Annotated in this window: 24 protein-coding genes; 15 read left to right on the top strand and 9 right to left on the bottom strand. The window is 68.3% G+C overall.

The annotated features are described in order from the left end of the window. Positions 1-193 precede the first annotated feature (193 nt). Positions 194-802: a DUF998 domain-containing protein gene (locus FU260_RS01815; RefSeq protein ID WP_147915513.1), complete on the top strand. Its 609-nt coding sequence runs from the start codon at positions 194-196 to the stop codon at positions 800-802. Between the two features lie 9 nt (positions 803-811). Here the strand turns inward: FU260_RS01815 and FU260_RS01810 are convergent, their stop codons facing one another. The 5 genes from FU260_RS01810 to FU260_RS01790 all read right to left on the bottom strand — a co-directional run bounded on the left by FU260_RS01810 (position 812) and on the right by FU260_RS01790 (position 5,487). Beyond that, positions 812-2,194, bottom strand: coding sequence for a sn-glycerol-1-phosphate dehydrogenase (locus tag FU260_RS01810; protein WP_147915512.1), 1,383 nt, complete (start codon positions 2,192-2,194; stop codon positions 812-814). Continuing rightward, complete coding sequence (locus tag FU260_RS01805; RefSeq protein ID WP_147915511.1) at positions 2,194-3,015, bottom strand: HAD-IIA family hydrolase; 822 nt, start codon at positions 3,013-3,015, stop codon at positions 2,194-2,196. The genes FU260_RS01810 and FU260_RS01805 overlap by 1 nt, the downstream gene beginning before the upstream one ends. A 281-nt stretch (positions 3,016-3,296) precedes the next feature. Further along, the gene (locus FU260_RS01800) at positions 3,297-4,103 is read right to left on the bottom strand and encodes a YmdB family metallophosphoesterase (protein ID WP_147915510.1); all 807 of its coding nucleotides are present in this window, start codon (positions 4,101-4,103) and stop codon (positions 3,297-3,299) included. Positions 4,104-4,137: 34 nt separating this feature from the next. After that, positions 4,138-4,968, bottom strand: a complete 831-nt coding sequence (locus FU260_RS01795) for an inositol monophosphatase family protein (protein ID WP_147915509.1) — start codon at positions 4,966-4,968, stop codon at positions 4,138-4,140. A 51-nt stretch (positions 4,969-5,019) separates the two neighbouring features. After that, the gene (locus tag FU260_RS01790; RefSeq protein WP_147915508.1) at positions 5,020-5,487 is read right to left on the bottom strand and encodes a ribose-5-phosphate isomerase; all 468 of its coding nucleotides are present in this window, start codon (positions 5,485-5,487) and stop codon (positions 5,020-5,022) included. Between the two features lie 402 nt (positions 5,488-5,889). Between FU260_RS01790 and FU260_RS01785 the strand changes: the two genes are divergently transcribed. From FU260_RS01785 to FU260_RS01770, 4 genes are read left to right on the top strand one after another with little or no spacing between them, the layout of a single operon-like run. After that, positions 5,890-6,849 (top strand): carbohydrate ABC transporter permease, encoded by a 960-nt coding sequence (locus tag FU260_RS01785; RefSeq protein ID WP_147915507.1) that lies wholly within the window; start codon positions 5,890-5,892, stop codon positions 6,847-6,849. Continuing rightward, entirely contained in the window at positions 6,846-7,763 is a 918-nt protein-coding gene (locus FU260_RS01780) for a carbohydrate ABC transporter permease (protein WP_147915506.1), read from the top strand. The genes FU260_RS01785 and FU260_RS01780 overlap by 4 nt, the downstream gene beginning before the upstream one ends. 53 nt (positions 7,764-7,816) lie before the next feature. Continuing rightward, positions 7,817-9,187, top strand: a complete 1,371-nt coding sequence (locus FU260_RS01775) for an ABC transporter substrate-binding protein (protein ID WP_147915505.1) — start codon at positions 7,817-7,819, stop codon at positions 9,185-9,187. Between the two features lie 47 nt (positions 9,188-9,234). After that, on the top strand, positions 9,235-9,948 hold the full coding sequence (locus FU260_RS01770) for a glycerophosphodiester phosphodiesterase (protein WP_168211605.1): 714 nt from the start codon (positions 9,235-9,237) through the stop codon (positions 9,946-9,948). A gap of 73 nt (positions 9,949-10,021) precedes the next feature. Here FU260_RS01770 and FU260_RS01765 read toward each other — a convergent pair whose 3' ends face one another. From FU260_RS01765 to FU260_RS01755, 3 genes are all read right to left on the bottom strand, one after another. Beyond that, positions 10,022-11,113 carry a phage baseplate protein gene (locus tag FU260_RS01765; RefSeq protein WP_147915503.1) on the bottom strand — a complete coding sequence of 364 codons (1,092 nt, stop codon included), beginning with the start codon at positions 11,111-11,113 and terminating at the stop codon, positions 10,022-10,024. 475 nt (positions 11,114-11,588) lie between these two features. Beyond that, entirely contained in the window at positions 11,589-12,410 is an 822-nt protein-coding gene (locus FU260_RS01760) for a DeoR/GlpR family DNA-binding transcription regulator (protein ID WP_147915502.1), read from the bottom strand. A 74-nt stretch (positions 12,411-12,484) separates the two neighbouring features. Continuing rightward, positions 12,485-13,468 carry a sugar-binding transcriptional regulator gene (locus tag FU260_RS01755; RefSeq protein ID WP_147915501.1) on the bottom strand — a complete coding sequence of 328 codons (984 nt, stop codon included), beginning with the start codon at positions 13,466-13,468 and terminating at the stop codon, positions 12,485-12,487. A gap of 194 nt (positions 13,469-13,662) precedes the next feature. Between FU260_RS01755 and FU260_RS01750 the strand changes: the two genes are divergently transcribed. From FU260_RS01750 to FU260_RS01705, 10 genes are all read left to right on the top strand, one after another. Then, a complete protein-coding gene (locus FU260_RS01750; RefSeq protein ID WP_147915500.1) occupies positions 13,663-14,742 on the top strand; it encodes an ABC transporter substrate-binding protein in 1,080 nt (359 codons plus the stop codon). A gap of 31 nt (positions 14,743-14,773) precedes the next feature. Then, positions 14,774-15,592 (top strand): ATP-binding cassette domain-containing protein, encoded by an 819-nt coding sequence (locus FU260_RS01745; protein ID WP_147915499.1) that lies wholly within the window; start codon positions 14,774-14,776, stop codon positions 15,590-15,592. Then, positions 15,592-16,851: a sugar ABC transporter permease gene (locus FU260_RS01740; protein WP_147915498.1), complete on the top strand. Its 1,260-nt coding sequence runs from the start codon at positions 15,592-15,594 to the stop codon at positions 16,849-16,851. The genes FU260_RS01745 and FU260_RS01740 overlap by 1 nt, the downstream gene beginning before the upstream one ends. 159 nt (positions 16,852-17,010) lie before the next feature. Further along, a complete protein-coding gene (locus FU260_RS01735) occupies positions 17,011-18,747 on the top strand; it encodes a glycerol-3-phosphate dehydrogenase/oxidase (RefSeq protein ID WP_235912143.1) in 1,737 nt (578 codons plus the stop codon). Positions 18,748-19,028: 281 nt separating this feature from the next. Beyond that, on the top strand, positions 19,029-19,868 hold the full coding sequence (locus FU260_RS01730) for a DeoR/GlpR family DNA-binding transcription regulator (RefSeq protein ID WP_168211604.1): 840 nt from the start codon (positions 19,029-19,031) through the stop codon (positions 19,866-19,868). After that, on the top strand, positions 19,865-20,905 hold the full coding sequence (locus FU260_RS01725; protein WP_147915496.1) for an autoinducer 2 ABC transporter substrate-binding protein: 1,041 nt from the start codon (positions 19,865-19,867) through the stop codon (positions 20,903-20,905). The genes FU260_RS01730 and FU260_RS01725 overlap by 4 nt, the downstream gene beginning before the upstream one ends. A 96-nt stretch (positions 20,906-21,001) precedes the next feature. After that, positions 21,002-22,504 (top strand): sugar ABC transporter ATP-binding protein, encoded by a 1,503-nt coding sequence (locus FU260_RS01720; protein WP_147915495.1) that lies wholly within the window; start codon positions 21,002-21,004, stop codon positions 22,502-22,504. Continuing rightward, positions 22,501-23,508, top strand: a complete 1,008-nt coding sequence (locus FU260_RS01715) for an ABC transporter permease (protein ID WP_147915494.1) — start codon at positions 22,501-22,503, stop codon at positions 23,506-23,508. The genes FU260_RS01720 and FU260_RS01715 overlap by 4 nt, the downstream gene beginning before the upstream one ends. Beyond that, entirely contained in the window at positions 23,505-24,629 is a 1,125-nt protein-coding gene (locus FU260_RS01710) for an ABC transporter permease (protein WP_147915493.1), read from the top strand. The genes FU260_RS01715 and FU260_RS01710 overlap by 4 nt, the downstream gene beginning before the upstream one ends. Positions 24,630-24,677: 48 nt before the next feature. Beyond that, the gene (locus FU260_RS01705) at positions 24,678-25,547 is read left to right on the top strand and encodes a sugar phosphate isomerase/epimerase family protein (RefSeq protein ID WP_147915492.1); all 870 of its coding nucleotides are present in this window, start codon (positions 24,678-24,680) and stop codon (positions 25,545-25,547) included. Positions 25,548-25,681: 134 nt separating this feature from the next. Here the strand turns inward: FU260_RS01705 and FU260_RS01700 are convergent, their stop codons facing one another. Beyond that, on the bottom strand, positions 25,682-26,491 hold the full coding sequence (locus FU260_RS01700) for an IclR family transcriptional regulator (RefSeq protein WP_147915491.1): 810 nt from the start codon (positions 26,489-26,491) through the stop codon (positions 25,682-25,684). Positions 26,492-26,494: the final 3 nt, after the last annotated feature.

The following is a 26,494-nucleotide window of genomic DNA, read 5'->3' as shown; positions in this document are numbered from 1 at the left end:
CGGGAGGTCGAGTACACCTACCCACGTACAGCGGCAGGCGAGTGCGCCCACCACCCGAGCAACGCCGTCGCGCGGGGGAAGATTCCCGGCGGGCCGCTACCGAGCCGCCCCTGCTGCTGGGACGCGCCGGCCGGGCACAGTCATGACCTTTGGCAGGTCCGCAACACTGCCGCTCTGTCCTAGCGTCACCGCCATGACCTTCATCCTCTGGGTCGGTGCTGCCGGCGCCCTCCTGTTCCCGGTGATCTTCCTGCTGGACGGGTGGACCCGGCCGGGGTACCGCCCGGCGTACCATCCGGTGAGCGCGCTCGCCCTGGGGCCACGGGGATGGATCCAGACCGCGAACTTCCTGCTCTGCGGCGCGGCGATCGCTACCGCTGGGATCGCGCTGGTGCCAGCCCTGGACTCGGTGCTGCTGGCACTGGTGATCGGCGGGTTCGGGCTGTCGCTGATGGCCTCGGGCGCCTTCCCGATGGATCCGATCCGCGGCTACCCACCCGGCACGCCGGACGGCGACCCACGCGAGTTCTCCCTCCGGCACACGCTGCACGACTGGGCGGGGATGTTCGTCTTCGCCCTGGCGCCGCTCGCCGCGCTCATCGCCGCCTGGGCGGTGCCCGGAACCGGCTGGCGGATCTACTCGGGGCTGACCGCCGCTGTGGGCACCGTGGCCTTCCTGGCCTTCGGGCAGGCGTGGGAACGCGACCACCCGCGCACCGGGCTGGTGCAGCGCCTGGCCATCATCGTCAGCTGGGTATGGCTGGGGCTGCTGTTCCTGCGCGCCGCCGACGCAGTGCCGTGACGGCGCGGCTCACCACTGGTCGGCCCGGCGCCCCCAGAACCCCTCCGGGGCGAACAGCTCGGCCACACAGTCATTGAGGAGGTTCGTCTCCAACAGCACATCCAGCAGTGTGTACCGGCTGCGGATCATCTGCGACCGGGTGTAGGTGGCGCGGAAGCGCGCTTCGTCGATACCGATCTGCGCCGGGTGGGTGATCGCGCCGACCACCTGGAGCTTGTGCTCGATCTCCTCTGCGGGCAGTAACTGGTCCCGCAGCCGCGGCAGTAGCTCGGGCCACAGCTCGCGCAGCCGCTCCAGCCGTCCTCGCAACTCCTCGGCCGGAACGTATTTCTCCCGGCACTGGGCCACAGCGGCCTCGGCAACCTCGGGGGGCAGCTCCGCAGCGCGCACCTTCGCCTCGGTCTCCTGCCAGCTGGGCCAGGCGGCCACAGCGGCGTCGACGTCGAGCGTGGTCAGATCGCGTCGCAGCGCCACCTCGTACAGGGCACACAGCGAGATGGTGCCCAGGCCGACCTTCATCCCGTGCGAGAGCGGTGGCTCCCAGTCCAGGCCCAGCCCCTCCATCTCCCAGAGGTGGGAGAACTGGTGGCCGGCACCGGAAGCAGGCCGGGAGGACTGGTGCGCCTGCATCGCCACCCCGGACATCAGCAGCCCCTCGGCGAGCCGGCTGATCGCACCCGGATCGCCGGCAGCCAGTTGCTCCGGCTCGGCGATCGAGGCCCGCAACGGGTCCTGCACCAGGTGCCAGACGTGCTCGGCGATCGGCTCCACCCCGAGGGCGTCGGCGAGCATCCAGTCCGCGCCGGCGGGGATCTTCTCGATCAGGTCACCCACTCCGGTGGCGGTCAGCCGTCCCGGAGCCTCGGCGAGGAGGCGCATATCGGCCACGATCGCGGCGGGCGCCGGGCAGTACCGGGTGATCTTGAACCCGTCCTTGGTGATCGAGGCGCCGTAAGCGGCGTAGCCGTCCATCGAGGCGGCGGTGGCGACCACCAGGTACTCCCGGTCCAGCTCCGCCGACGCCAGCTTGACCAGATCGTTCAAGGTACCGGAGCCGATCACCACCGCTACGCCGTCGCTCCCGCCGAGGTGGCTGCGGATGCGCTCGACGTTCTCGTAGGAGGCGTACACGGTCGGCACTGCGGGCAGCACCAACGGCTCGGCCAGCTCCACGCCGGCGGCCCGGAGCGCAGTGCTCACCTGCTCCCCGGCCAGCGCCCAGGTGTTGCCGTCGGCCACCAGCTGAGCGACCGGCAGCGAGCCTGCTGCCCCGAAGGCTTCGGCGAACGCCGCCCCGGTGCGATCCAGTACATCGGTGCCGGTGACGAGCACGCGGGTATCGGTGGCGGCCGGCAGCGCAGCCTGGAGCGCGCTCTCGGGTGCGGTGTCCATCAGGGCAGCTCCGTGGGTAGCAGGTGGTCGATCCGGTCCAGCAGGTAGGTCGGCTGCTGCGCGGCGGGCAACGCTTCCGCCTCAGCACGGGTGGAGTCGCCGGTGAGCACCATCGCACTGACCATGCCGGCGTCGGTGGCCATCCGGATGTCGGTGCCGAGCCGGTCGCCGACCATCACGCACCGGCTCAGGTCCAGATCCAGTCCGGCGAGCGCGGCGCGCACCATCGCCGGATCCGGTTTGCCGACGTTCTTGGTCAGCGTGGTGGAGGTGCAGGCTTCGATCGCGGCCACCACAGCAGCGGCGTCCGGCTCTCCGCGCCCGCCCGGGAACGGGCAGTACCGGTCCGGGTTGGTGGTCACCAGGATGGCGCGCTTGTGGAACCAGATCGCGTCGAAGGCGATCTGCAGCTTGGCGTAAGCGAGGGTGCGGTCGTAGGAAGCGATCACGATGTCGATCCGGGCGGGGTCGTCGCTGATCTCGATCCCGGCAGCGGTGAGCGCGTCGATCAGCGGCTGCTCGGAGATCGGGAACACCACCGCGCCGGGATGCTCCGCCTGCAGCCAGCGCACCATCGCCACCACCGTGTTGGTGACCTCGCCCGGATCGGCGGCCAACCCGAGGCCGGTGAGCTTGTCCACGTACTGATCCAAGGACTTGGTCGGGTTGTTCGAGACGAACCGCACCGGCAGGTCCCGACGGCGGAGCTCACCGAGGAGGTCGGCCGCACCGGGGAGGAGGTGCTCCCCCAGGTAGATCGTGCCGTCCAGGTCGAAGACGTAGGCATCGTAGAGCTCGCTCCCGCGGGGGCTGAGCGTCATCGTGGGGTTCTCCTTCAGTAGCGCCGACCGGACCATCGTGCCGCACCCGGCAGAGACTGCTGGTAGCCCGCGCAAATGTGCACCCGGTGACCCGGCCCGCGCCCGCCGCACCACGCCGCGCCTCGCCGCACCACGCCGCGCCTCGCCCGCCGCGCCCGCCACGCGGCGCCAGACGATCGCCTGCAGCGCAGAACGGTACCTGAACGACGGGATCTCGGGCTGCAGATACCGATTCGCGCCGCAGACGTCCGTGCAGCGCGAACCTCAGCCGAGCACGACCCTCAGATGGTCATCGCGTAGTCGTGCTCCACACCGATCCGGCGAATCTCGCGCGCCGAGCCGGCGTCGTCGAGATCGAGCAGGACGGCACCGAGGACCACCGGGCCGTCAGCGAGTCCGGCGGACGGCAGGTCCGCCTGGTCATGACCCCTGGCCAGGGCGGCGAAGTACCCCGGCTCGCTGCCGAGCACACCTCCGAGCGGACCGGTCATGCCCACCTCGGCCACGAACCCGGTGCCCTGCGGCAGCCGGTGCGCCTGCACGGTGGGCTCGTGCGTATGGGTGCCCAACACCGCCGACGCCTTGCCGTCCACGGCGAAGGCGAAACCGAACTTCCGGCCGACGAGGTCCCCGTGGTAGTCCACGATCACCGGACCGGCGGGGAGGTCCAGTGCGGCGAACGCGGCATAAGCCGGGGAGACTTCGGGGATCGCCGACTCGTCGGCCACGTTGACCACCGTCACCGTCTGCCCGGCCACCGGGATACTGATCACCCCGCGCCCGTACCAGCGGTCGGGCGCGTTCAGCGGGCGCAGCACCCGGGGGTGCATCAACGCCTCTGCGCACTCCGGACCGTCCCAGGCGTGGTTGCCCGAGGTGATCACGTCCACCCCCGCCCCCAGCAGCGCCTCGATCTGGGCCGGCAGCATGCCGAAACCGGTGGGCGGATGCGGTCCGGACAGGTTCATGTTCTCCCCGTTGGCCACCACAGCGTCGGCGCCGTACCGGTCCCGGAGCGCCTGCACCTGGGCGACGACCAGGTCGACACCCGGCTGCCCGACGATGTCACCGATAAACAGGATCTTCATCTCTTCGCTCCCGTGTAGCTGGACCCAGCGCCTGCTAGTGCGCCGGCACTACTGCGTAGCCTAAAGAAGAGACCAGCTGCTCCGACACCGCGGGGTTGCTGACCACGCAGTGCACCCGTCCGCTCTCGGGATCTTGGCGGGCCCAGGTCCGGCAACCGGCCTCTCGGGCGATCAGTACCCCGGCAGCAACATCCCACCAGTGCACGCTGTCGGTGCAGAACACGTCGAGACGCCCGGCTGCTACCCGGCACAGGTCCAGCGCGGTCGATCCGGACACCCGTACGTCCCGGATCACCTGCGCAGCGTCCGCGAGGCGTTGCAGCTGCCGGCCGCGCAGTTCGGGGGTGTAGTCGAAGACCGTGCCCAGCAACGGCTGAGCAGGAGAAGCTGACCGGCGAGTCCGGAATCCGACCCCGTTCAGGCTGGCGCCACCACCATGGCTGGCCGACCAGAGCTCGTCCAGAGCCGGGCTGTACACCACGCCCACCACCGGCACGCTGCCCAGGTAGGCGGCGATCGACACGGCGTAGCTGGGCTCGGCGTACAGGTAGTTCACCGTGCCGTCGATCGGGTCGACGAGCCAGGTGAGACCGTCGCTGCCGAGAACCTCGTCGGTTTCCTCACCGAGGAAGCCGTCCTCAGGACGCTGGGCCAGGATCGTCTCCTTGATCAGCGTCTCGGCGTCGAGGTCGGCCCGGGTCACGATGTCCAGGTCGTTAGCCTTCGTCGCTGCGACGTCCACCCCGCGGCGGCGACTCTGCTCGGCGATCGAGCCAGCACGCTGGGCGGTGTCCACTGCCAGCTCTAGCAGCGCACTGATCTGCGTGCGGTCCAACGCCGGTGCCGTATCCGTCAGGTACTCCACGTTCCTCTACCTTCGCCATGCCTCGTCCGAGCATCTCCCCCGCACCGGCTCCTAGGCAGAGTTCTGCTCCTCGTGCGCGCGGATCTCGGCCACCTTCGGCGCGGAGGTGGAGCTCGGGTCGAAGGTCAGTGGGATCCACTCGTCGACGAGCATCCGGGCGTGCTCGAGGCCGATCACCCGCTCACCGAGGCAGAGGACCTGCGCGTCGTTGGAGAGAATCGATCGCCGCACCGAGTAGATGTCATGTGCCGTGACGGCACGGATGCCCTTGACCTTGTTCGCAGAGATCGCCACGCCGAGACCGGTGCCACAGATGAGGATCGCCCGATCGGCCTTCCCCGCTGCGATGCGCTCGCCGGCCTCGATCGCGACCGAGGGATAGTTGGTCGCCTCATCGACATCGCCGACGCCGACGTCCACCACGGAGTCGACGAGCGGATGGGCCTCCAGGTCGCGCTTGATCGCTTCCTTGTATCCGAATCCGGCGCCGTCCGACCCGACCAGCAGGTTCCAGCCCATGTCCGTTCCTCCTCGACCAAGAAATGCAGGTGTCAAGACGCCGGCGGTGCCGGCACGGTGCGCCACCGCGGCCGTGCCATGCGCCCTCCCCTCGCCGGGAGCTCGGCAGCAGGGCCGGAGCCTCCGCAGCGGGTCAGTACCTACACCGTCTGACAGTGTGCGAATTTTCTATCACTTGAACAGGATGGACGCAAGACCGCCGTCTCCGCCCATCGGCAACGACGCCCCGGGCGGGTACCCAGAGCCCCTCTCATTCCTTAATATTTCAGCCATCGATCCGGTGTCGACAGCCCCCTCAAGTCTGTGATAGATATCTTGTATTGATCACTCTCCGTAGATAGAGTTCACCAACCGTCCCCACTGACGACGACGGAATCGATCGCTGCAAGGAAGGCAGATTCGTTGGCTCACCAAGACGTGATCTCCGCGCCCCGACCACCGGAGCGGGCAGCCCCGGACTCCCTCAGCCGGCGCCGCGGACGCAGGAAACGGAACCTGCGCGAGTACGGACTGTTCGCACTGCTGATCCTGCCGAACATCGCCCTGGTGCTGACGTTCGAGTACTGGCCAGTGCTGTACAACGCCTGGCTGTCCCTGACCCGGTGGAACATGATCTCCGGATCCCCGGTGTTCATCGGCCTGCAGAACTACATCGACCTGTTCACCAGCCCGGGCTTCCACACTGTCCTGCTGAACACCCTGGTGTTCGGCGGTTCGGTGGTGATCGGTAGTGTCACCATCGGCCTGGCACTGGCCGTGCTGGTCAACCAGAAGCTGAGGCTACGCGGCATCGTGCGCACGGCAGCCTTCGCCCCGTACGTGATCAGCGGTGCTGCGGTCGCCACACTGTGGCTGTTCATCTTCGACCCGAACTACGGCCTGTCCCGGGTGGTCTTCTCGCTCTTCGGCGCCACCTCACCGAGCTGGACCACCAGCGCCGAATGGGCGATGCCCGCGCTGATCATCGCCTACCTGTGGAAGGGGTGCGGATTTGTCGCCATCGTCTACCTCGCCGGCCTCCAGGGTCTGCCAGAGGAGTACGAGGAGGCTGCCCGGATCGACGGCGCCGGCCGGTGGACGATCTTCCGCAGGATCACCCTCCCGCTGCTCTCGCCGGTGACGTTCTTCGTCATGGTGATCACCATCATCGGCACCTTCCAGGCCTACGACCTGATCGCGGTGATGACCAACGGCGGTCCCGGAAACGCCACCACCACGCTCTCCTGGTTCGTCTACGAGCGGGCGTTCAAGGGCGGCGACGCGGGTGGCGCTGCGGCTGCTGCAGTACTCCTCTTCTTCATCCTGCTAGCCCTCACCGCTGTGCAGAACTTCTACTCACAACGCAAGGTGCACTACCAATGAGCGCAGACACCCAGACGCATACCGATGCGAAGTCCTCGGCCACTGGTGGCTCGACACCGGCCCCGCGGCGCAAAAAGGGTGGGCCGATGCGCGACTCGACGCTGCGCAAGATCCTGCTCTACGTCGCTCTCACCGTCGCCGCCGCCACCTTCCTGGTGCCGATCTACTGGCTGTTCTCCTCCGCGGTCAAGGACAACGGTTCGATCTACCAGTACCCCCCGGACTGGTTCCCCTGGCCGATGATCCTGGAGAACTTCCGTGACGCCTGGCAGGCGGCGCCGTTCGACCACTTCCTGGTGAACTCACTGATCGTGACCGCCGTGGGCGCCACCTTGAAGCTGCTGAACGCGACGTTTACCGCCTACGCGTTCACCCACCTGCGGTTCCCGCTGAAGAACCTGCTCTTCCTGTTCATGCTGGGTTCGCTGATGGTGCCGAACAACGTGACCCTGATCGTCAACTACATCACCGTCGCCAACCTCGGCTGGATCAACACCTATATGGGTCTGATCCTGCCCAGTGCCGGTTCCATCTTCGGGATGTTCCTGCTCCGGCAGTACATGATGACCTTGCCCAAGGAGATCAACGAGGCAGCCAAGGTCGACGGCGCAGGTCACCTCCGCATGCTCTTCCAGGTGGTCCTGCCGATGTGCAAGCCGATGCTGGTCACCGTCGGCGTCATCGCCGTGGTGGACATGTGGAACGACTTCATCTGGCCGCTGATCGTCACCAACACCGTGGAGATGCGCACCCTGCCGATCGGTCTGCTCTACCTGCGCTCCACCGAGGGCTACCAGAGCTGGGGCGCCATCATGGCCGGCACGGTGATCGTCGCCGTTCCGATGCTCGTCCTGTTCCTCTTCACCCAACGCCACATCGCCCGTGGCCTGACCGCCGGAGCGGTCAAAGGCTGACCGCACCGGAATCCACTCGCAGTCCCTTCACCCCCGCCCCGAAAGGATCACCCATGAACTCCCCGAACTCACGACAGCTGCTCGTGCCCAGCCGACGGGCCTTCCTCGGCCTCGGCGCCGCCGGCCTGACCCTGCCGTTCCTCGCCTCCTGCGCCGGCGGTGCGACCAGCGAGAACGCCGAACTCGGCCAGGTCGACTTCAACGCGCCCTCGAAGTACGCCGGCCGCGAGCAGAACGTCGTCATGTGGAGCGCGATGGGCGGCGGGAACGGCGAACTGATCCAGGAACTGATCACCAAGTTCAACGACTCGCAGGAAGACATCTACGCCGAAGTCCAGTACCAGGGGAGCTATGAGGAGTCCGGCCCGAAGCTGACCGCTGCTCTGCAGGCGAAGAGCGTGCCGGACATCGTGATGTTCGCCGACACCTGGTGGGGTCGGTTCCTCCTCAACGACGTGCTCGAGCCGCTGGACGACTACTTCGACGACGAGTTCAACGGCTCGATGTACCAGCAGCAGCTGTACAGCGAGGGCGTCGTGAACGACAGCACCTACTGGCTCTCCTACGGCCGGTCCACACCGTTGATGTACTACAACAAGGACGCTTTCGCCGAGGCGGGCCTGCCCGACCGTGGCCCGGAGACCTGGGACGAGCTGAAGGAGTGGGCTCCGGAGATCAAGAAGCTGCAGGTATCGGGCAAACCGATGTCCGCGCACGCGTTCAACCCCGGCGACGACTGGCAGTTCATGGCGATGGTCTGGCAGTTCGGCGGACGGATCTCCGACGGTCTGGATATCCAGATCGACCAGCAGGGCGCTATCGATGCCGGTACCTGGGCGCAGGAGTTCATCTTCGAGGACGAGTTCGGTTATCTGGCGCAGAGCCCGACCACCGACTTCAGTGCCGGCGTGGTCGCTACCACGGTGGGATCGACCGCGTCCCTGCGCGGCCTCTACGAAGCGTCCGACTTCGAGGTGGGCGCCGCCTACCTGCCCGAGCAGGTCACCACCGGAGTGCCGACCGGCGGGAACGGCTGGTCGATGCTCAAGGGTGTCCCGCAGGAGCGCAAGGACGCCGCATTCCAGGTGCTGAAGTTCCTCGGCAGCCCGGAGAACGCTGCCGCGTGGACCCTTGGCACCGGGTACCTGCCGGTGATCACAGCGGCGGCCGATGAACCCGAGCTCGCCGAGGTCCTCGCCGAGGACCCGAACTTCTCCGCTGCCGCCGACCAGCTCGAGCTGGCTGAGCCGACTGACGCGGTGCGCACCTTCGTGCCGAACAGCACAGGCACGATCATCGGTGGCATCCAGGAGATCCTGTCCGACCGGAGCAAGGACGTGGAGACCGTCTTCAGCGGGGTCGCCGATGAACTGCGCGACGGCGCCGAGCAGATCCAGGACAGCTACGAGGAGTGGTACGGCTGAGCCTGGCCTACACCGCCGGAGATCCACCCCTACCTACCGGAGTACATGTGAACACCTACGTCGCGGGCCATCGTGGCGCAAGCGATCTGGTCGCGGAGAACACCATCGGCTCGTTCCTTCGGGCCCTGGAGATCGGCGTCAACGAGTTGGAGCTGGATCTGCGCGCGACCAGCGACGGGCAGGTCGTGGTGATCCACGACGCCACTGTCGACCGGACGACGAACGGCACCGGCGCGGTCGGCGAGTTCACCCTCGAGCAGATCCGGGCGCTGGACGCCGGAGACGGGGCGCGTATCCCGACATTCGCCGAGGTGCTCGAGGCCACCACCGGCTCGCTGCAGGTCGAGATCAAGGACCCGAAGGCGATCGACCCGATGATGGACATCCTTCGGGACCGTCCGGAGGACGTCGCGCGACTGGCACCGACCTCGTTCGACACTGAGAACGTCGCCCGGTTGGCCACGCTGCTTCCCGAGGTGTGCGTCGGGCTGATCAGCAAGGAGTCGTCGGTCGAGCTGCTGGACCGCGCGGCTGGGCTCGGTGCCCGTCGAGTGCTGGTCGGGATCGCCGGAGTGGATCCGGAGTTCGTGCAGACCGCACACGAGCGCGGATTCCGCGTGGACGTGTGGCCGATCGATACTCCCGATCAGGTGCGCCGGGCGGTCGAGCTCGGCGCCGACGGGTTCACCGCCGACGATCCCCGGATCGTCGGTGCGGCAGGGTTCCGGGTGACCGCTGAGGGCCTCGTCCCGACGAACTGACCCACCTGTTGGATGCCTCGGGCTCGCCAGACTGACGCGAGCTCGAGGCATCCGACAGCGGTGCGGTCACAGCTCAGCGCCGGCGGCCGCTTCGATAGAAGATGCTGCAGAGCCGGTCTGCGTCATAGCTCTCGTGCGCGCTGGTCGCGAAGCCGGAGTACAGCCGTGCGGTACCCCGGCGCTCGTTCCCGGAGTGGCCGGGCGTCACGATCGCCACGGTGAGCCCTTCCGGCTCACGTCGGTACAGCTCGAGTCCGGAGAGCTCATCGGATTGCGCCTCGACCTCATCGGTGCTCCACCGCAGCGTGGTCAGCGCGGCGTTCCCGGTTCCCTCGGGCGGGCGCGGGTTGTCGTCGTTGTAGCCGTTGCCCACCAGCATGTAGAGGTGGTCTCCCAGGCTCGCGTAGCCCTGGAAGGTGCCATCGACCTCTGCTGGAGTTCCGACGTCGAACAGGGCCTGGTAGCTCGACCGTTCCTCTTTGACGTGGTCCAGGTCGAAGAGCGCGTACCGAAACTCTCCGTCCTTGAGGTAGCGCATCACCAGGCGGTCGTTGACCGGGTCGATATTGCAGGTGGTCTCGGTCGCGCCGGCGATCAGCTCCCGGCGGTACAGGCTCGAATCCCGCTCGGCGTCCAGCACGCTGCCATCGGAGAACTGGAACCGGGTGAGCCGGGATCCACGGCCGTCGCCGGCGGCGTTCGGGAGGGTGTCGATCTCGGTCCACAGGTGGACCTGGTCGCCGTCGCGCTCCAAGCCCATCGACACGCCATGGCCGAAGAACTTGAGGTACATCTGGCCCAGCCGGTTGCCGGCACTGTCCAGCTTGGTCAGCGCCAGGTCACCCCGTTCGGTTCGCCGTGCGTACGCCTCATCGCCTGGCTCGTCGCCGGGGAGCGGGGTGTTCGCCTGCACGATCTGCAGGACGTAGACGTGGCCCGCCTGGGGATCGACGGCGAAGGACTGCATCACGGTGCGCACGGACGCGAGGTACTGATTGGTGAACAACGCGGTCCCTGGCGACGAGTGATCGATCACGCCGTCGATGGGGCGTGGACCGCGGGGGTGCCGGGAGGTGGCCCCGGCGGCCATCGACTGTCCTGCCCCGACTCCCGCCGCAGCGAGCGGGACCGCGCTCCCGGCACGCAGGAACTGTCGACGATTCATCCCTGTCGAACGTTGCGTCATTTCCATCCTCTCCCTCGTGGGTGCGCCTGGATCAGGCGCCTCGTGCACGGAGTGCGCCGACGGCCACCGCCCTTGTGCGGAGTCGACGTTGCCCCGATCTGCGCTCGCGTGATTCGACGCCTGACGGCGGGCGGTGCCGACCGCGGCGGGGGTCACGTCCTGAGGAGCCAACGCCAGTGTTCTCCATCGTGGGTAGCGGTGCCGGCGCGGCACCGTCACGGTGAGCCTATACCACCACTGCCTCGGAAATCAGATAGTTCTCTCACAGGAAAAGTGCGAAGAATCCGGCCAGGACTGCGGTATCCGCACAAGATTGAGCTCGCAGTACCTGATCGGCCGCGAGCCCGACCATCAATCCGGACACGACGATGAGCTCCCATCAGTGGGATAATTCAATCACCTGACGCAGCAGATCATCCAGGCGTTCTGACGCACCGCAGGGGCGACCGCATCGTCACAGCGTGCCTGTCAGTGGAACCACCGTCGTGGCCACCCGCTCGCTCACTGCCTGGACGAACTCGGTCTCGCCGGGATCGGTGAGGAGCAGCTCGTCGAACGCCTCGGCGGGCGCCAGCCGGTGCAGGGCAGTGCGCTCGATCTTGGTCGGATCCATCAACAGGATGCGGCTGTCCGCAGCCGACATCATCGCCCGCTTCATCGTGACGATGTCCTGGTCCTGGTGGTAGGTCTCCTCCGCGGTCATCGCGGAGGTACTGAGCACAGCGAGGTTCACCCGGAGGGAGTCCGCCATCGCGACAGCGTCCATTCCGAAGAACGCATCATGGTTCGCGTTGTACCTACCGCCGATCACGATCAGGTCGATACCCTCGCAGCCACGCAGGGTCTGCTGGATCGGCAGATAGTTGGTGATCACCGTCAGCTGCATCGGTTCCCGGCGAGCGATCAGACGGGCCAGGAAGACGTTCGTGGACGAGGTATCCAGCATGATCGACATCCCCGCGTCGATCCGCCGGAGCGCCTCTGCGGCGAGCGCTTCCTTGTGCTCGGACTGGACGTTGAGACGGTACGCCGAGCTGCTCTCGAACACCGAGGACGGCTGGGCGGACACCCCGCCGTGAAACTTGCGCAGCAACCCCTTGCGGGCGAGCTCATCAAGATCGCGGTGCACGGTCATCAGGCTCGCACCGGCCACCTCGGTCAGCTCGTTGGGTGTGGCCACCCCCTTGGCGAGCACGTAGTCGGCGATGGTCTGCTGGCGCTCCGTGCGCGCTCGATTACGCGCTGAGATCTGCCGGCCAGCACTTGCCGAGGCCATCCAGGCGTCCTCTCGTCCTGCGATTCTCCGGGGTCCCACGGTAGCGCAGCCCCGGCCGGGCGGCGGCGATCAGGTCAGGCTGGCGGCGCCTGTTCCAGGAGGTCCGACGCGCTCTGGCGATCGGTGACCAGCTCGTCGATGTAGCCGGCTCGGGCGGCGGCGACGATCCCCTCGATCTTCTCCCGCCCGGCCGCCACGGCAATCGTGATCGGAATCCGGCGGAGCAGCTCGAGGTCCGCGGAGAACACGTACTCACCCCCGGGAAAGACGACCGGCGCACCCGCGCGGTCGAAGAAGCGCAGGCACAGGTCACCCACTGCCGACCGCAACGCCTCCGAAGCCAGCGGGACGGAGGAAGCGATGGACCGGCGGACCGCCGGCGGTGCGCCGACGCCGACGACGGCGCACCGGGCCTGGCTCCACAGCTCGGTCACCCGCCGGATGCTCGGTTCGTCGAGCAGTCGCTGGTGCAGCTGCGCGCTCGGCAGCGCCGGGGCATTGAGCAGCTTCACCCGGCCGCCGATGCGTTCGGCCACATGCCGTGCGATCTCGTTGCTCTGATACCAGGCGTCCGGCTCTTCCATCCCACCGACCGCTGGCACGGTGAGCACTCCCGGCATGGACGGAAGCTGAGTGTGCGCCGCCTCGTGCAGGGTCTGCCCGGCAGCGAGCAGCAACACGTCACCGGGGCGGAGGTTGGCCGTGGCCAGCGCGTCGGAGAGTTGCGGCGCGAGCGAGGCGCCCGTACTGATCCCGCGAACGCTGCGCGCCACCCAGACCCGCTGCAGGCCGAGATGGCGGGCCACCTGCTCGCCCAGGTCGGCGTCATCGGCCTGCTCCGGCGGGACCACCTCGATGCGGACGATACCGAGCCGCCGGGCCTCGGCCAGGAGGCGGCTGACCGTGGCACGGCTGACGCTCAGCCGCTGCGCGACGACGTCCTGGGTGAGCTCGTCCCGGTAGTAGAGCTGCGCCGCGTGCAGCACCACCGAGGGATCGTGCTGGCTCGGCTGCGCTGAGGTCCCCGCACGTGCGGGTCGGGCGGATGTTGACGTCACATGCACTCCACCTTGAGTTCCGGGCCGGTCGGTCACGGCCGACTGTACAGGGCAATCCCGCCCCGTGAAGGATCGTGCTGGACATCCGTTCTCCGCGGCTCTAGCATGTCGGCCATCGCCAGAAGCTCCGACGTCTCACCGAGGAGGCCGCGCAGGCGCGCACTGGCGTCACCACTGCGGAAGGAAGTTCGACGATGAACGGCAAGCGAGCGAAGTACGTCATCACGGCGGCGGCAGCAGCGGCACTGCTGCTCGCCGGGTGCAGCTCTGACGGCGAGAGTGACGGCGCCGGAGGCGGCGGTGGTGGCGAGAGCGCCCACGTGGCATTCCTGATGCCGGACCAGAACTCGACCCGCTACGACGAGCAGGATGCACCGGCGTTCATCGACAAGATGGCCGAGCTCTGCCCCGACTGTGAGGTCGACTACCAGAACGCCGACGCTGACGTCGATCAGCAGCAGGCACAGTTCGAGGCAGCGCTGGCCAACGGTGCGGAAGTGATCGTCCTGGACCCGGTCGACACCGCCGCTGCCGCCGGACTCGTCCAGAACGCCCAGAACCAGGGCGTCGCGGTAATCGCCTATGACCGCCCGATCCCCGACCTACCGGCGGACTACTACATCTCCTACGACAACGAGGCGATCGGAGCCTCGATCGCTCAGTCGCTGTACGACCACCTGGAAGAGACCGGCGCCGAAGGCGGGGTGCTGCAGATCAACGGCTCGCCCACCGATGCCGCCGCCGGGCTGATCCGCGATGGGGTGGACTCCGTCGTCGACGACGGCCCGTACGAAGAGCTGGCCGAGTTCGACACCCCGAACTGGCAGCCGCCCCAGGCTCAGGAGTTCACCGACGGCGCCATCTCCCAGTTCGGCGACGAGATCATCGGCGTGGTCGCTGCGAACGACGGTACCGGCGGGGCCGCGATCGCCGCGCTGCAGTCAGCGGGAATGGATCCGCTGCCACCGGTGACCGGCAACGACGCCGAGGTCGCTGCGATCCAGCGGATCATCGCCGGGACGCAGTACAACACCATCTCCAAGCCGTCGGTCGTGGTCGGCGAGGCGGCCGCCGAGGTCGCGTACACCTTTATCCAGGGCGAGACCCCGGAGCCGCAGACCACCCTGTTCGACACTCCGAGCCAGCTGTTCGAACCCACGGTGGTCACCCAGGAGAACGTCCAGGAGATCATCTTCGACGGCGGCGTGTACACGGTCGACGAGGTGTGCACCGATGACTTCGCCGACGACTGTACCGAGCTGGGCATCGAGTGATCGACCGGAACGGCAGCTCTCGAGGGGCCGCATGACTGCAACCTCACCCACCCCCGGCTCACCGGTACTCACGTTGCGCGGCGTGAGCAAGTCCTTCGGTGCAGTGGCGGCCCTGGCCGATGTCGACCTCGACGTCGCCGCCGGAGAGGTGCTCGCGATCGTCGGGGACAACGGCGCCGGCAAGTCGACCCTGGTGAAGATGCTCTCCGGGGTGCACCGGGCCGACTCGGGGTCGTTCACGTTCCTCGGCCGGGAGGCGCGCATCACCAACCCGGCCGAGGCACAGCAGCTCGGGATCGCCACGGTCTTCCAGGACTTGGCCCTGTGCGAGAACCTGACCGTCGTCGAGAACCTGTTCCTCGGTCAGGAGCTGCGGCCCCTCCGACTGGACGAGACCGCGATGGAGACGCGGTCCTGGCAGCTCCTCCGCCAGCTCTCGGCAAAGATTCCCACCGTCCGGATTCCGGTCGCCTCGCTCTCCGGCGGACAGCGACAGACCGTGGCCATCGCCCGCTCCCTACTCGGCGACCCGCAGCTGATCATCCTCGATGAACCGACTGCTGCGCTCGGCGTCGAGCAGACCGCTGAGGTCCTGAACCTGGTAGAACGCCTCCGCGAGCGCGGTCTGGCGGTGATCATGGTCAGCCACAACATGGTGGACGTGAAGGCCGTGGCCGATCGAGTCGCCGTGCTCCGGCTCGGCCGGAACAACGGGGTCTTCGACGCCCAGGCGGTCACGTCGGAGGAGATCGTGGCGGCGATCACCGGAGCCACTGACAACGTCGTCACCCAACGGGCCACTCGCACGACGAACCGGACCGACCGGACCGGCGACGAGAAGGAGTCCTGATGAACCGCTCAGCTCCACGCCAGCCCGCAGGAACGCCGAGCGACCTGATCGACGAACGGTTGACCGCACAGGTCGGACTGACCGGCCACTGGCGAGGTTTCGCCAACCGGATCCGGCGCGGTGACCTCGGCAGCCTGCCGGTCGTCGCCGGCCTGGTGATCATCTTCTGCGTGATGTTCGTGCTCAACGACAACTTCCTCTCCGCACGCAACCTGGTGAACCTCACCCTGCAGGCGTCGACCACCGGCGTCATCGCCCTCGGCGTGGTCTTCGTGCTCCTCGTCGGGCAGATCGACCTCTCCGTGGGATCGGTCAGCGGCGTCGCCGCCTCGGTCACCGCGATCTTCTACGTCGGTCTCGGACTACCGCTCGCCCTCGCCGTTCTGGGCGCCACGCTCACCGGTTGCCTCATCGGCGGGTTCTACTCGTTGATCTTCAACCGGTTCGGTGTGCCGAGCTTCGTGATCTCCCTGGCCGGACTGCTCGGCTTCCAAGGCCTGCAGCTGTATGTGCTCTCGCCGTACGGCCGTGCGGTGAACCTGCCCTTCGACTCCTTCCTGGTGCAGTTCGCCTCCGGGCTCTTCCTCCCAGCCTGGCTGTCCTATCTGCTGGTGGTGGCAGCGGCTCTCGGCTACTTCCTCACCGGTTTCGCCCGCGCCCGCGAGCGGCGGGCGGCGAACCTGTCCGCAGCGGGCACACCGGCGATCGTGGTGCGCGCGGTGCTGCTCGGCGTGGGCCTGGCGATCGGTGCAGTGCTGCTCAACCAAGGGCGCGGAGTGGGTTACATGTTCGCCTTCTTCATCGCCCTCGTGTTGATCGGGCACTACGCCCTGACCCGGACTCGCTGGGGCCGGTCCGTCTATGCGGTCGGCGGCAACGTGGAGGCGGCGCGACGGGCAGGAATCAAGGTCAAGGCCGTCTACCGGTCCTGCTTCGTGCTCTGCTCCGGCCTGGCCGCTGTGGGCGGAGTGCTCGCCGCGGCACGGTTGACCTCGGCCAGCGCGACGACCGGCACTGGTGATGTGAACCTCAACGCGATCGCCGCGGCAGTCATCGGTGGGTGCAGCCTGTTCGGCGGGCGCGGCGGGGCCTTTGCCGCTCTGCTGGGAGTGGCGGTGATCCAGTCGATCTCCAACGGTCTGGTCCTGCTGAACCTCGACTCCTCGATCCGGTTCATGGTCACCGGTGTAGTCCTACTGATCGCCGTCATCCTCGACTCGGTGGCCCGCCGCTCCCGCTCCTCGCACGGCGTCGCCTAGACCTCACCGCGGGCCGGCCAGTCGGCCCGCGGTGACCACTCGGCCATCGCCTGGTCACGCCGATGCACGTTCGTGCGATGTGATTGCACGTCAGTGCGCACCGCGGGACCATCGAGGCCAAGCCGAGAATCGCCGTCGGGAAATTGCACAGGAGAGAATGTGTCCAGCTCAGCGTTGACAGCCCAATCCCGCACCGAGGCCCTGGCCGCGATGAGCGGTGGGGAGCCGCTGGACGTCCTCGTGGTCGGCGGTGGAGTGACCGGCGCCGGCATCGTCCTGGACGCCGCCACGCGCGGCCTGCGCACTGGCATCGTGGACATGCAGGACTGGGCCGGCGGTACGTCGTCGTACTCCTCCAAGCTGGTGCACGGCGGCGTGCGCTACCTCTACCAGCTGGACTTGAAGCTGGTGGCCGAGGGCCTGCGCGAGCGCGGCATCTTGCTCACCAAGACCGCCCCGCACCTGGTGAAGGCGCAGCCGTTCATCTGGCCGCTGAAGCAGCCGGTGATCGAGCGGATCTACAGCGCCCTGGGTATCGGCCTCTACGACGCGATGGCGGTCATCGGTATGCGGGGCAAGGTCGTGCCCACGCAGAAGCACTACTCGCGCGACGGCGTGCGCAAGCTGTTCCCGGACGTGCGCGCGGACAAGATGGTCGGCGGGATCAAGTTCTACGACGCTCGCGTCGATGACGCTCGCTTGGTGATGACCCTGGTGCGCACCGCGCAGTCGTTCGGCGCCCAGGCCGCTGCCCGCACCCAGGTGGTGGACTACCTCACCGGGCCGGGCGGCCGGGTGACCGGGGCCGAGGTGGTGGACCTGGAGACCGGTGAGCGGCACATGATCCACGCCCGGCACGTGATCAATGCGACCGGGGTCTGGACCGAGGACACCCAGGGCCTGGCCGAGGGGGACGGCGGTCTGCAGGTGCTCGCCTCGAAGGGCATCCACGTGGTGGTCCCGAAGGAGCGGATCAAGGGTGAGACCGGCCTGTTCCTGCGCACGGAGAAGTCCGTACTGTTCATCATTCCGTGGCAGCGGTACTGGATCATCGGCACCACCGACACTCCCTGGGAGCAGGAGCGGCTGCACCCGGTGGCCACCCGAGCGGATGTGGACTACATCCTCGATCACGCCAACGACGTGCTCTCCTCGGACCTCACCTTCGACGACCTGATCGGCGTCTACGCGGGACTGCGCCCGCTGGTCCAGCCCGGCAGCGACGCCGGCTCCTCCACGAAGGTCTCCCGCGATCACACGGTGGTCGAGCCCTCCCCCGGGCTGACCGTGATCTCCGGGGGGAAGCTGACCAGCTACCGGCTGATGGCCGAGCACGCCGTGGACCATGCGCTCGGCCCGGCCCGGGCGAAGGCGAACCCGTCGGTCACCCCGGACACACCGCTGGTCGGCGCGCCCCGACTGAAGGCCGTCACCCGGCAGGCCCCGCAGATCGCCGCGCGGTACGGCTGGAACCGCGGGCGGCTGGAGCACCTGCTCGGCCGGTACGGCGCGGACATCTCGGCGATCACCGACATCGTGGCCGGCGACCCGGAGATGGCTGAGCCGCTCGAGTCCGCCTCGGCGTACCTGCGAGCGGAGGTGGTGATGGCCGTGACGCACGAGGGTGCTCTGCACCTGGAGGACGTGGTGATGCGCCGGCTCCGCCTGTTCTACGAGTCCCGCGACCGGGGGCTCGCCGCCCTCGAGGAGATCGCCGCGATCATCGCTCCGCTGCTCGGCTGGGACGAGGCCACCACGCGCACGGAGATCGACTCCTACACGCAGCTGGCCGCCGCCGAGGAGGCCGCCCTCGGGACGCTCACCGACGCTGAGGCCGAAGCGGCGCGCCTGGTGGTGGAAGACCTGGTGCCGCTGGTGCCGCTCGACGACGACTGAGGCAAGCCCTGGCCGTCGCCCAGCGCGCACCACTCGCCCGCGCCCGCCGCGCCCGCCTCGCCCGCCTCGCCCGCCTCGCCCGCCCATTGGAACACCCTTAGCCCATGGGAGCCCGCTTCTCGCGTGGTTCGAATGCGCTAGGGGTGTTCGAATGCGTGCGGCATCGGCACAAGTACCCGGCGCACGCGACACTCACCGCGCTTTCGTTATGGTTTCGTAACCTTCACATTGGACTTTCGTTCGCTATCGTGTCCATAAGGTCTCCAACGACGGAGTGGACGATGACGGCCCGTGACCAACGCATCCTCGATGCTTTGGCTGCGCGCGGCTCCGTCCAGGTGAACATCCTCGCTGAAGAGCTCGGCGTCTCCTCGGTGACCATCCGCAAAGATCTCCGTGAGCTGGAGCAGCGCCGCCTGCTGCACCGGACCCGCGGCGGGGCACGCCCTCCCCGGCGCAAGGGTGAGGGTGCTTTCACCGAGCGGATGCATGTGGACGCCCGCGCCAAGCGCGCGATCGCGGTCGAGGCCGCCGGCCGGGTCAGCGATGGGGACGTCATCGCGCTGGACACCTCGACCACCACCCACCACCTCGCCACCCAGCTGCTCGGGCGCCGAGGGCTGGTGGTGGTCACCTCCTCCCTGCCGACCGCGATGCTCTTCCACACTCGCAGTGACGCGCGCGTGGTCATGCCCGGCGGCGTCCTCCGGCGGGAGAGCGCCGGCCTGGTCGGGTCGATGGACAACGTCCTGGCCGACCGGGGCCGGATCATGACCACGTTCGTCGGCACCTTCGGCCTCTCCCCCACTGCTGGCCTGATGGAGCTGTCCCCGGAGGAGGCCGAAGCGAAGAAGATCCTCATCCGGGCTGCCGCGGCGGTGATCGGCGTGTTCGCCGCCACCAAGATCACCGGCTTCGGACTGTATCCGTTCGCCCAGCCGAGCGAACTCACCGAGCTCATCACCGACAGTGCTGCCGGAGAGGAGTTCGTCCACGAGTGGGCCGCCGTCGGGGTGCCGGTCACCCGGGCTCCGCTCGATCACCCGCACGATCCCACCCCGGGGGGCCGAACCACCGGGGCATCGACAAGCACGACGAACAGCGAAGGAGTCCCGAGATGAAGACCTCCCGCAAGCTAGCGATGGTCGCGGCGATGACCGCGACAGCTGCCCTCGCGGTCACCGGCTGCACCCAGCGGAACAGCGAGGACCCGAGCGGCAACGGCTCCGAAGAAGGCGGCGGAGGGGGCGGTGACATCTCTGTCGCGTTCGTCCCGAAGCTGCAGGGCATCCCGTACTTCGAGGCGATGAACACCGGCGGCCAGCAGGCCGCCGAGGAGCTCGGCTTCGAGTGGCTCTACCAGGGGCCGACCGATGCCGACGCCGCCGCCCAGGCGGAGATCGTCCGGTCCTTCATCCAACAGGACGTGGACGTGCTGTTCGTGGCCCCGAACGACCCGAACTCGATGGCACCGGTGCTGGAGGAGGCTCAGGAGGCGGGCATCGCGGTGGCGACCACCGACACCGACGCCCCCGACTCGGTCCGGGAGTTGTTCGTCAACCAGGCTGACGCCGAAGGCATCGGCACCGCGCTGACCGACGAGATGATGACCGCGATGGGTGGCAGCGGCCAGTACGCGATCGTCTCCTGCGGAGAGACCGCCGCCAACCTCAACTCCTGGATCGCAGTGCAGGAGGAGTACACCGCCAGCGACTACCCGGACGCCGAGATCGTCGACATCGTCTACGCCGGTGAGGACCAGGCGCAGGCCACCCAGATGGCGACCAACCTGATGAACGCCAACCCGGACCTGACCGGGCTGATCGGCGAGTGCACCTCCTCCGCACCTGGTGTGGCCCAGGCGGTCACCGACGCCGGCCGGATCGGGGAGGTCTTCACCGTCGGACTGGGCACACCACAGGCGATGGCGCCCTACCTGGAGTCCGGTGCCTCCAGCGCCTCAGTGCTGTGGGATGTGGAAGCCCTCGGCTACCTGACCGGCTGGGCCGGCGTACAGCTCGCCAATGGTGAGGAGATCCCCGCCGAGCCGTCCGTGGAAGGCATCGACGGCGTCACCTACGACGCTGACACCGGTGTGCTGCTGCTCGGCCCACCGCTGATCATCACCGCCGACAACGCCGGCGACTACGACTACTGACCCCGGCCCTCCGCCGTCGCGAGGTGGCATCCCGACCGCCTCGCGACGGCGGCGCTCCCCTCCTCTGCGGGAGTACGAGACGCACCAAGGATCCCGATGACCCAGCCACGACTGGAGATGCACGACATCGCCAAGCGGTACGGCGGCGTCCGAGCGATTCGGCACGCCGACCTGGTGATTCCGCCCGGTTCCGTCCATGCCCTCGTCGGGGAGAACGGCGCCGGTAAATCCACCCTGATCAAGATCCTCGCCGGTGCCGAGCAGGCCGATACCGGCACGATCAGCATGGACGGCGCACCCGTGCAGATCGCCGGTACCGGAGAGGCGATCGCACTCGGTGTGCAAACCGTCTACCAAGAACCTCACCTGTTCCAGGACCTGTCCGTGGCGGAGAACTTCTTCGTCGGCCGAGAGATGACCTCCGGCCTGGTGATCGACTGGAAAGCCCAGGCGCCGCGGATGTTCGAGCTCTTCGACCTGGTCGGCCTGGACCGACGGGTCGCCGCGCTGCCGATGCGGCATCTGTCCATCGCTCAGCAGCAGCTGGTCTCCATCGCCAAGGCGCTGCTCGAGGATGCCCGCGTCCTGATCCTGGATGAGCCGAGCGCGATCCTCACCCAGAACGAGATCGACGTGCTCTTCGGCGTGATCCGCCGTCTTGCCGCCGACGGCGTCTCGATCGTGTACATCTCCCATCGCCTGGACGAGCTGTTCCAGATCGCAGACACGGTCACCGTGATGCGGGACGGCAAGACCGTCTCCTCCGATCCGATCGAGGACCTCAGCGTCCGGGTCATCGCCGAACGGATGGTCGGCGGTGAGCTTGCCGAAGGAGTGCGCACCGCCAGCCATGCCGGCGAGCCGATGCTGGTCCTGGACGGCCTCACCCTGGAGGGAGCGTTCGACGACGTCAGCCTCACCGTGCACCGGGGCGAGATCGTCGGCCTGTACGGGCTGGTCGGCTCCGGGGCCGCCGAGGTGGGGGACGTGGTCTACGGCATCCGGCAGACCTCCAGTGGCACGATCCGGATCGGAGAGCACACCCAGCCGGCGGCATCCCCGGCCCAGGCCAAACGCCGCGGGGTACGGATGGTGCCGTCCAACCGGTCGCAGCAGGGCACCTTCTCCTTCCAGTCGATCGCGTTCAACATCGGTATCGGGTCCCTTCCCCTGCTGTCCTCCGTGGCTGGCTGGGTCAGCCCGCGCACCGAGCGCGGGATCGCCCGGAAGCTGATCGACCGGCTCTCGATCAAGACCCCGAACGAACGTGTTCCGGTGCGGTCGATGTCTGGTGGCAACGCACAGAAGGTGGTGCTGGCCCGCCAGCTGGTCGAGCGGCCGGAGGTGCTGGTGCTGGCCGAACCCACCCAGGGGGTGGACGTCGGGGCGAAGGAGGAGATCCACCGGATCATCTCCGAGCTCGCCGACCAGGGCACTGCGGTCCTGGTGATCACCACCGACCTCGGCGAGGTGCTCCGGATCTCGGACCGGATCCTGGTGTTCCGGGCCGGTGCCGTCGCCGCGGAACTGCCACCCACAGCGGGCCAGGCCGAAGTGCTCTCGCTCGCCGCGGGACAGGTGGGAGAGGAGACGTCATGACGACCGAGGCAACCGCCCCGGCCGGCCGGCAGGCGATCGGGCGAATCCTCCCCCCGGTGGTCACCGGCCAGGAGGTCGTGCTGCTGGCCGTGATCGCGGTGCTCTGGGTGCTGCTCGGCCTGTTCACCCCCTCCTTCCTCAGCGTGGGCTCGATCGGCCCGTTGCTGGTGAGCGTGGCGCCGGTGGCCCTGATGGGGATCGGGATGACGTTCGTGATCATCACCGCCGGGATCGATGTGTCGATCGCCGGGATGATCATGGTCTGTTCGGTGATCACCGCCAAGCTGCTGGTGAACCTCAACCTCCCGCTCGCCCCCGCTGTGCTGATCGCGATGGCCATCGGCGGTGTGCTCGGGGCCGTGAACGGGCTGCTGGTGGCCTACGGCCGGGTGCACCCGATCATCATCACCTTCGGCACCTGGAACCTGTTCCTGTACATCGGCTACCGGGTGTTCGACTCCAGCACGGTGAACGCCATCCCCGGCACGATGGCCGTGTTCGGCCGAGGAGCAGCCGGTAATACCGGCGGTGTCCCGCACTCGTTCGTGATCGCCGTGGTCCTCGTGATCGCCGCCTGGTGGTTCCTGCGCTACACCCGCGCGGGCCGGAACCTGTACGCGATCGGCGGTGACCAGGAGACGGCCCGGCTGGCCGGCATCTCGGTCCGGCCGCGGCTGGTCTCGGTGTACCTGATCACCGGGCTGATGGTGGGTCTGGCGGCCTGCATGACGATCGCGACCGGCACCGCCACGCTGGACCAGTCGGTGGGCAACGGCAAAGAGCTCGAGGTGATCGCCGCCGTCGTGATCGGAGGCACCTCGATCATGGGCGGCAGGGGTTCGGTGGTGGGCACCCTGCTCGGCGCGCTGCTGGTGCAGACCGTGCGCACCGGGGTGACCCAGCTCGGCTGGCCCTCCCAGCTGGCGTTCCTGTTCGTCGGCGTGTTCATCATCGTGGCAGTGGGCACCGACCTACTCCGCGAGCGGGCAAGGAGGGCAGCATGACGGCGCAGAGTGACCGTGCGCGCGGCGGCCTGGTGGCCCGCGCCCGCACCTGGGTGGACTCCGGTGGTCTTCGTGACCGGAATGTGCTGCTGCTCGGGCTGATCCTGCTGCTCGTGGTCGCGATGACGGCCCTGGACGCAGCCGGGATCACCACCGGCCGGTTCAACTCCGACTACCTGGTCGGATCGCTGATCAACTACGTACCGTTGGCCCTGCTGGCGCTGGCGCAGCTGTTCGTGATCACCACCGGCCGGGGCAGCATCGACCTGTCCGTCGGGTCGATCGTCTCCGTGGTCGGGATGGTGTTCGGGCTGCTGTACGTGAACGCCGGATGGCCGCTGGTGCAGGCGGTGGTGGCGGCCCTGATCGTCAGCGCACTGCTCGGCGCGGTCAACGGGGTACTGACGGCGTACTTCGGCTATCCCGCGCTGATCACCACGCTGGCGACCTACTACGCCTTCCAGTCGATCGCGCTGGTGATCACCGGGGCGAGCCCGATCTCCGGTGCGAACATCGCCGGCCTGTACTCGGCTGCCGACTCGATCGAGCTACCGCTGATCGGGGCGTACCTGCCGCTGGTACCGCTCGGGATGTTTACGTTCGTCCTGCCGGTGGCGGTGATCGCGTGGCTGCTGCTGAACCGCACCACGTACGGACGGTCGTTGTACGCCATCGGCACGAACGCCGTTGCCGCACAGTGGGCGGGGATCGATACCCGCCGTACCCAGCTGCTCGCGTTCGTGGCCTCCGGGCTGATCAGTGGACTGGTCGCGATCTACACGGTGGCCCAGTTCGCCTCTGCCCGGCCGGACGCCGGAACCAGCGGCGCCGGGATGGCGCTGCCGGCGATCACCATCGCCGTGCTCGGCGGCGTGGCGATCACCGGTGGCATCGGCCGGCTCAGCGGAGTACTGCTGGCGGCACTGCTGATCGTCTGGCTGAACGCCTCGATCCTCATCGTCGTCCCCGGCAACGCCGGCACCCAGCTGCAGTACCTGGCTCTGGCTGTGGTGCTGCTCGGTGCCTCGCTGGTGGATGCGCTGCCCACCCGGCGGGCCCGACCGGGGAAGGATCCGGGCGCCCCGGAGCTCCCGGTGCCGGTCACCACGAAACCCCAGTAGGACACCCGCCGCGCTCGGTCGGCGAGCGCTACACCAGAGGAGGACAGCATGCAGATCGGCGTTCACGGACTGGTCTTCACCGGCACCTTTGACACCGAAGGCTTGGTCACGGCCGCCTCCGGCGCGCAGGCTGCCGGTTTCGACCTGCTCGAGGTCCCGCTGATGGACCCTTACGGCATCGACGGCGCCGAGACCAAGCGCATCCTGGACGACCACGGTCTGGCGATGTCCGCCTCGCTCGGGCTGTCTCCGGCCACGGACCTGTCCAGTGCGGACGAGGCGACCTCCCAACGGGGTGAGGACCTGGTTCGCCAGGCGATCGACGTCGTCGCCGAGGCCGGGGGCACCGCCCTGTGCGGGGTGATCTACTCCGCCCTGACCAAGTACCTCGTGCCCGCCAGCGACCAGGCCAGGGCGACCTCGGCGGCCGCCCTGCGCCGACTGGGTGACCATGCCCGCCAGGCCGGGGTGGAGCTGTCCCTGGAGATCGTGAACAGGTACGAGACCAACATCGCCAACACGGCCCGCGCCGGGCTCACGTTCCTGGACGAGATCGGGCACGACAATGTGCACCTGCACCTGGACACGTACCACATGAACATCGAGGAGTCCGGGATGATCGAGCCGATCCTCGACTCCGGAGACCGGCTGCGCTACTTCCACATCGGAGAGAGCCACCGCGGCTACCTGGGCACCGGCACGGTGGACTTCGACGGGACGTTCCGGGCGCTGGCGCGGCTCGGGTACGACGGTCCGGTGGTGTTCGAGTCCTTCTCCAGCGCAGTGGTCAGCGAGGCACTCTCGAACACGCTCGGCATCTGGCGCAACCTGTGGGATGACTCGGCGGACCTGGCCGCGCACGCGAACCGCTTCGTCCGCGATCACATCCGTGGGGTGGAGACCATCGCCCTGCACTGAGCCGCCACCATCCACGCGCGCCGCTGACCGGAGCTGGCGACCGGGGGTGAGGTTTCCGTCGCCAGACCGGCCTTCGGCGACGGAAACCTCACCCGCGCGACGGGGCCGGCCGCGCGGTAGAGCGCTCGCGAACGTCAGGACTGGACGGCGAGCGGGTTGGTGAGCTGGCGGGCAGCTTCGGTCAGCGCGGCCGCGATCCGGCCCACGTCCGCCTCACCGGTATCCGCGGGCAGCGCTGCCCCCATCGCGAGCAGCGGGTCGCTCGGCGCCCCCGGGGGCAGCGCCACCGCCACTCCGGTCACCCCGGCAAAGGACTCCTCCCGGTCGACGGCGTAGCCTCGCCGGCGTACGTCGGCGATCCGGGCGAGCAGCTCCGCACGGCTGCGTGGGCCGGTCTCGGTCACCGCCTGGACCTGCACCTCGGCGAGCAGGTCACGAACCTCGGCCTCGGCCATCGTGGCCAGGATCGCGGCCCCGGTAGCGCTCAGCGCAGCCGGGAGCCGGGAGCCGATGGGCGTACCCAGGCTGTAGGGCGCCCGGCCCTCGTGCCGGGCAAGGTAGAGCACGTCGGTGCCGTCGAGCATGGCGATCTGGACCACCTCACCAGCAAGCTCCGGCGAGGCGGCACAGACGTCGAAGAACTCCCGCACCTGGTTGAACCGGAGGGCGTAGGCGCCACCGAGCTCGGCGGTCCGGCGTCCGAGCCGGTACCCCTCGGCAGTGCGCTGGATCATGTCCCCCTCCTCCAGGGCGAGGCACAGATTCGCGGTGGAGGACTTGGCGAGGTCCAGCGTGCGGGCGATGTCGCTGAGCGTCTGCGCGCGGCCACCGGACTCGGCAAGGAGGGTGAGGATGCGCAGGCTGCGCGTCACGGCCGGGGCAGGGTCGCGCCCGGCACCGGGTTCGCGCGCCGGGCCCGGTTCTCGAGCCTGGTCCTCAGTCATCGC

Origin of the sequence: Ruania zhangjianzhongii, assembly GCF_008000995.1 — a bacterium.
Classification (GTDB): domain Bacteria; phylum Actinomycetota; class Actinomycetes; order Actinomycetales; family Beutenbergiaceae; genus Ruania; species Ruania zhangjianzhongii.
Note: the sequence above shows the minus strand (reverse complement) of the source record. Positions and strands in the feature narration are given on the sequence as shown.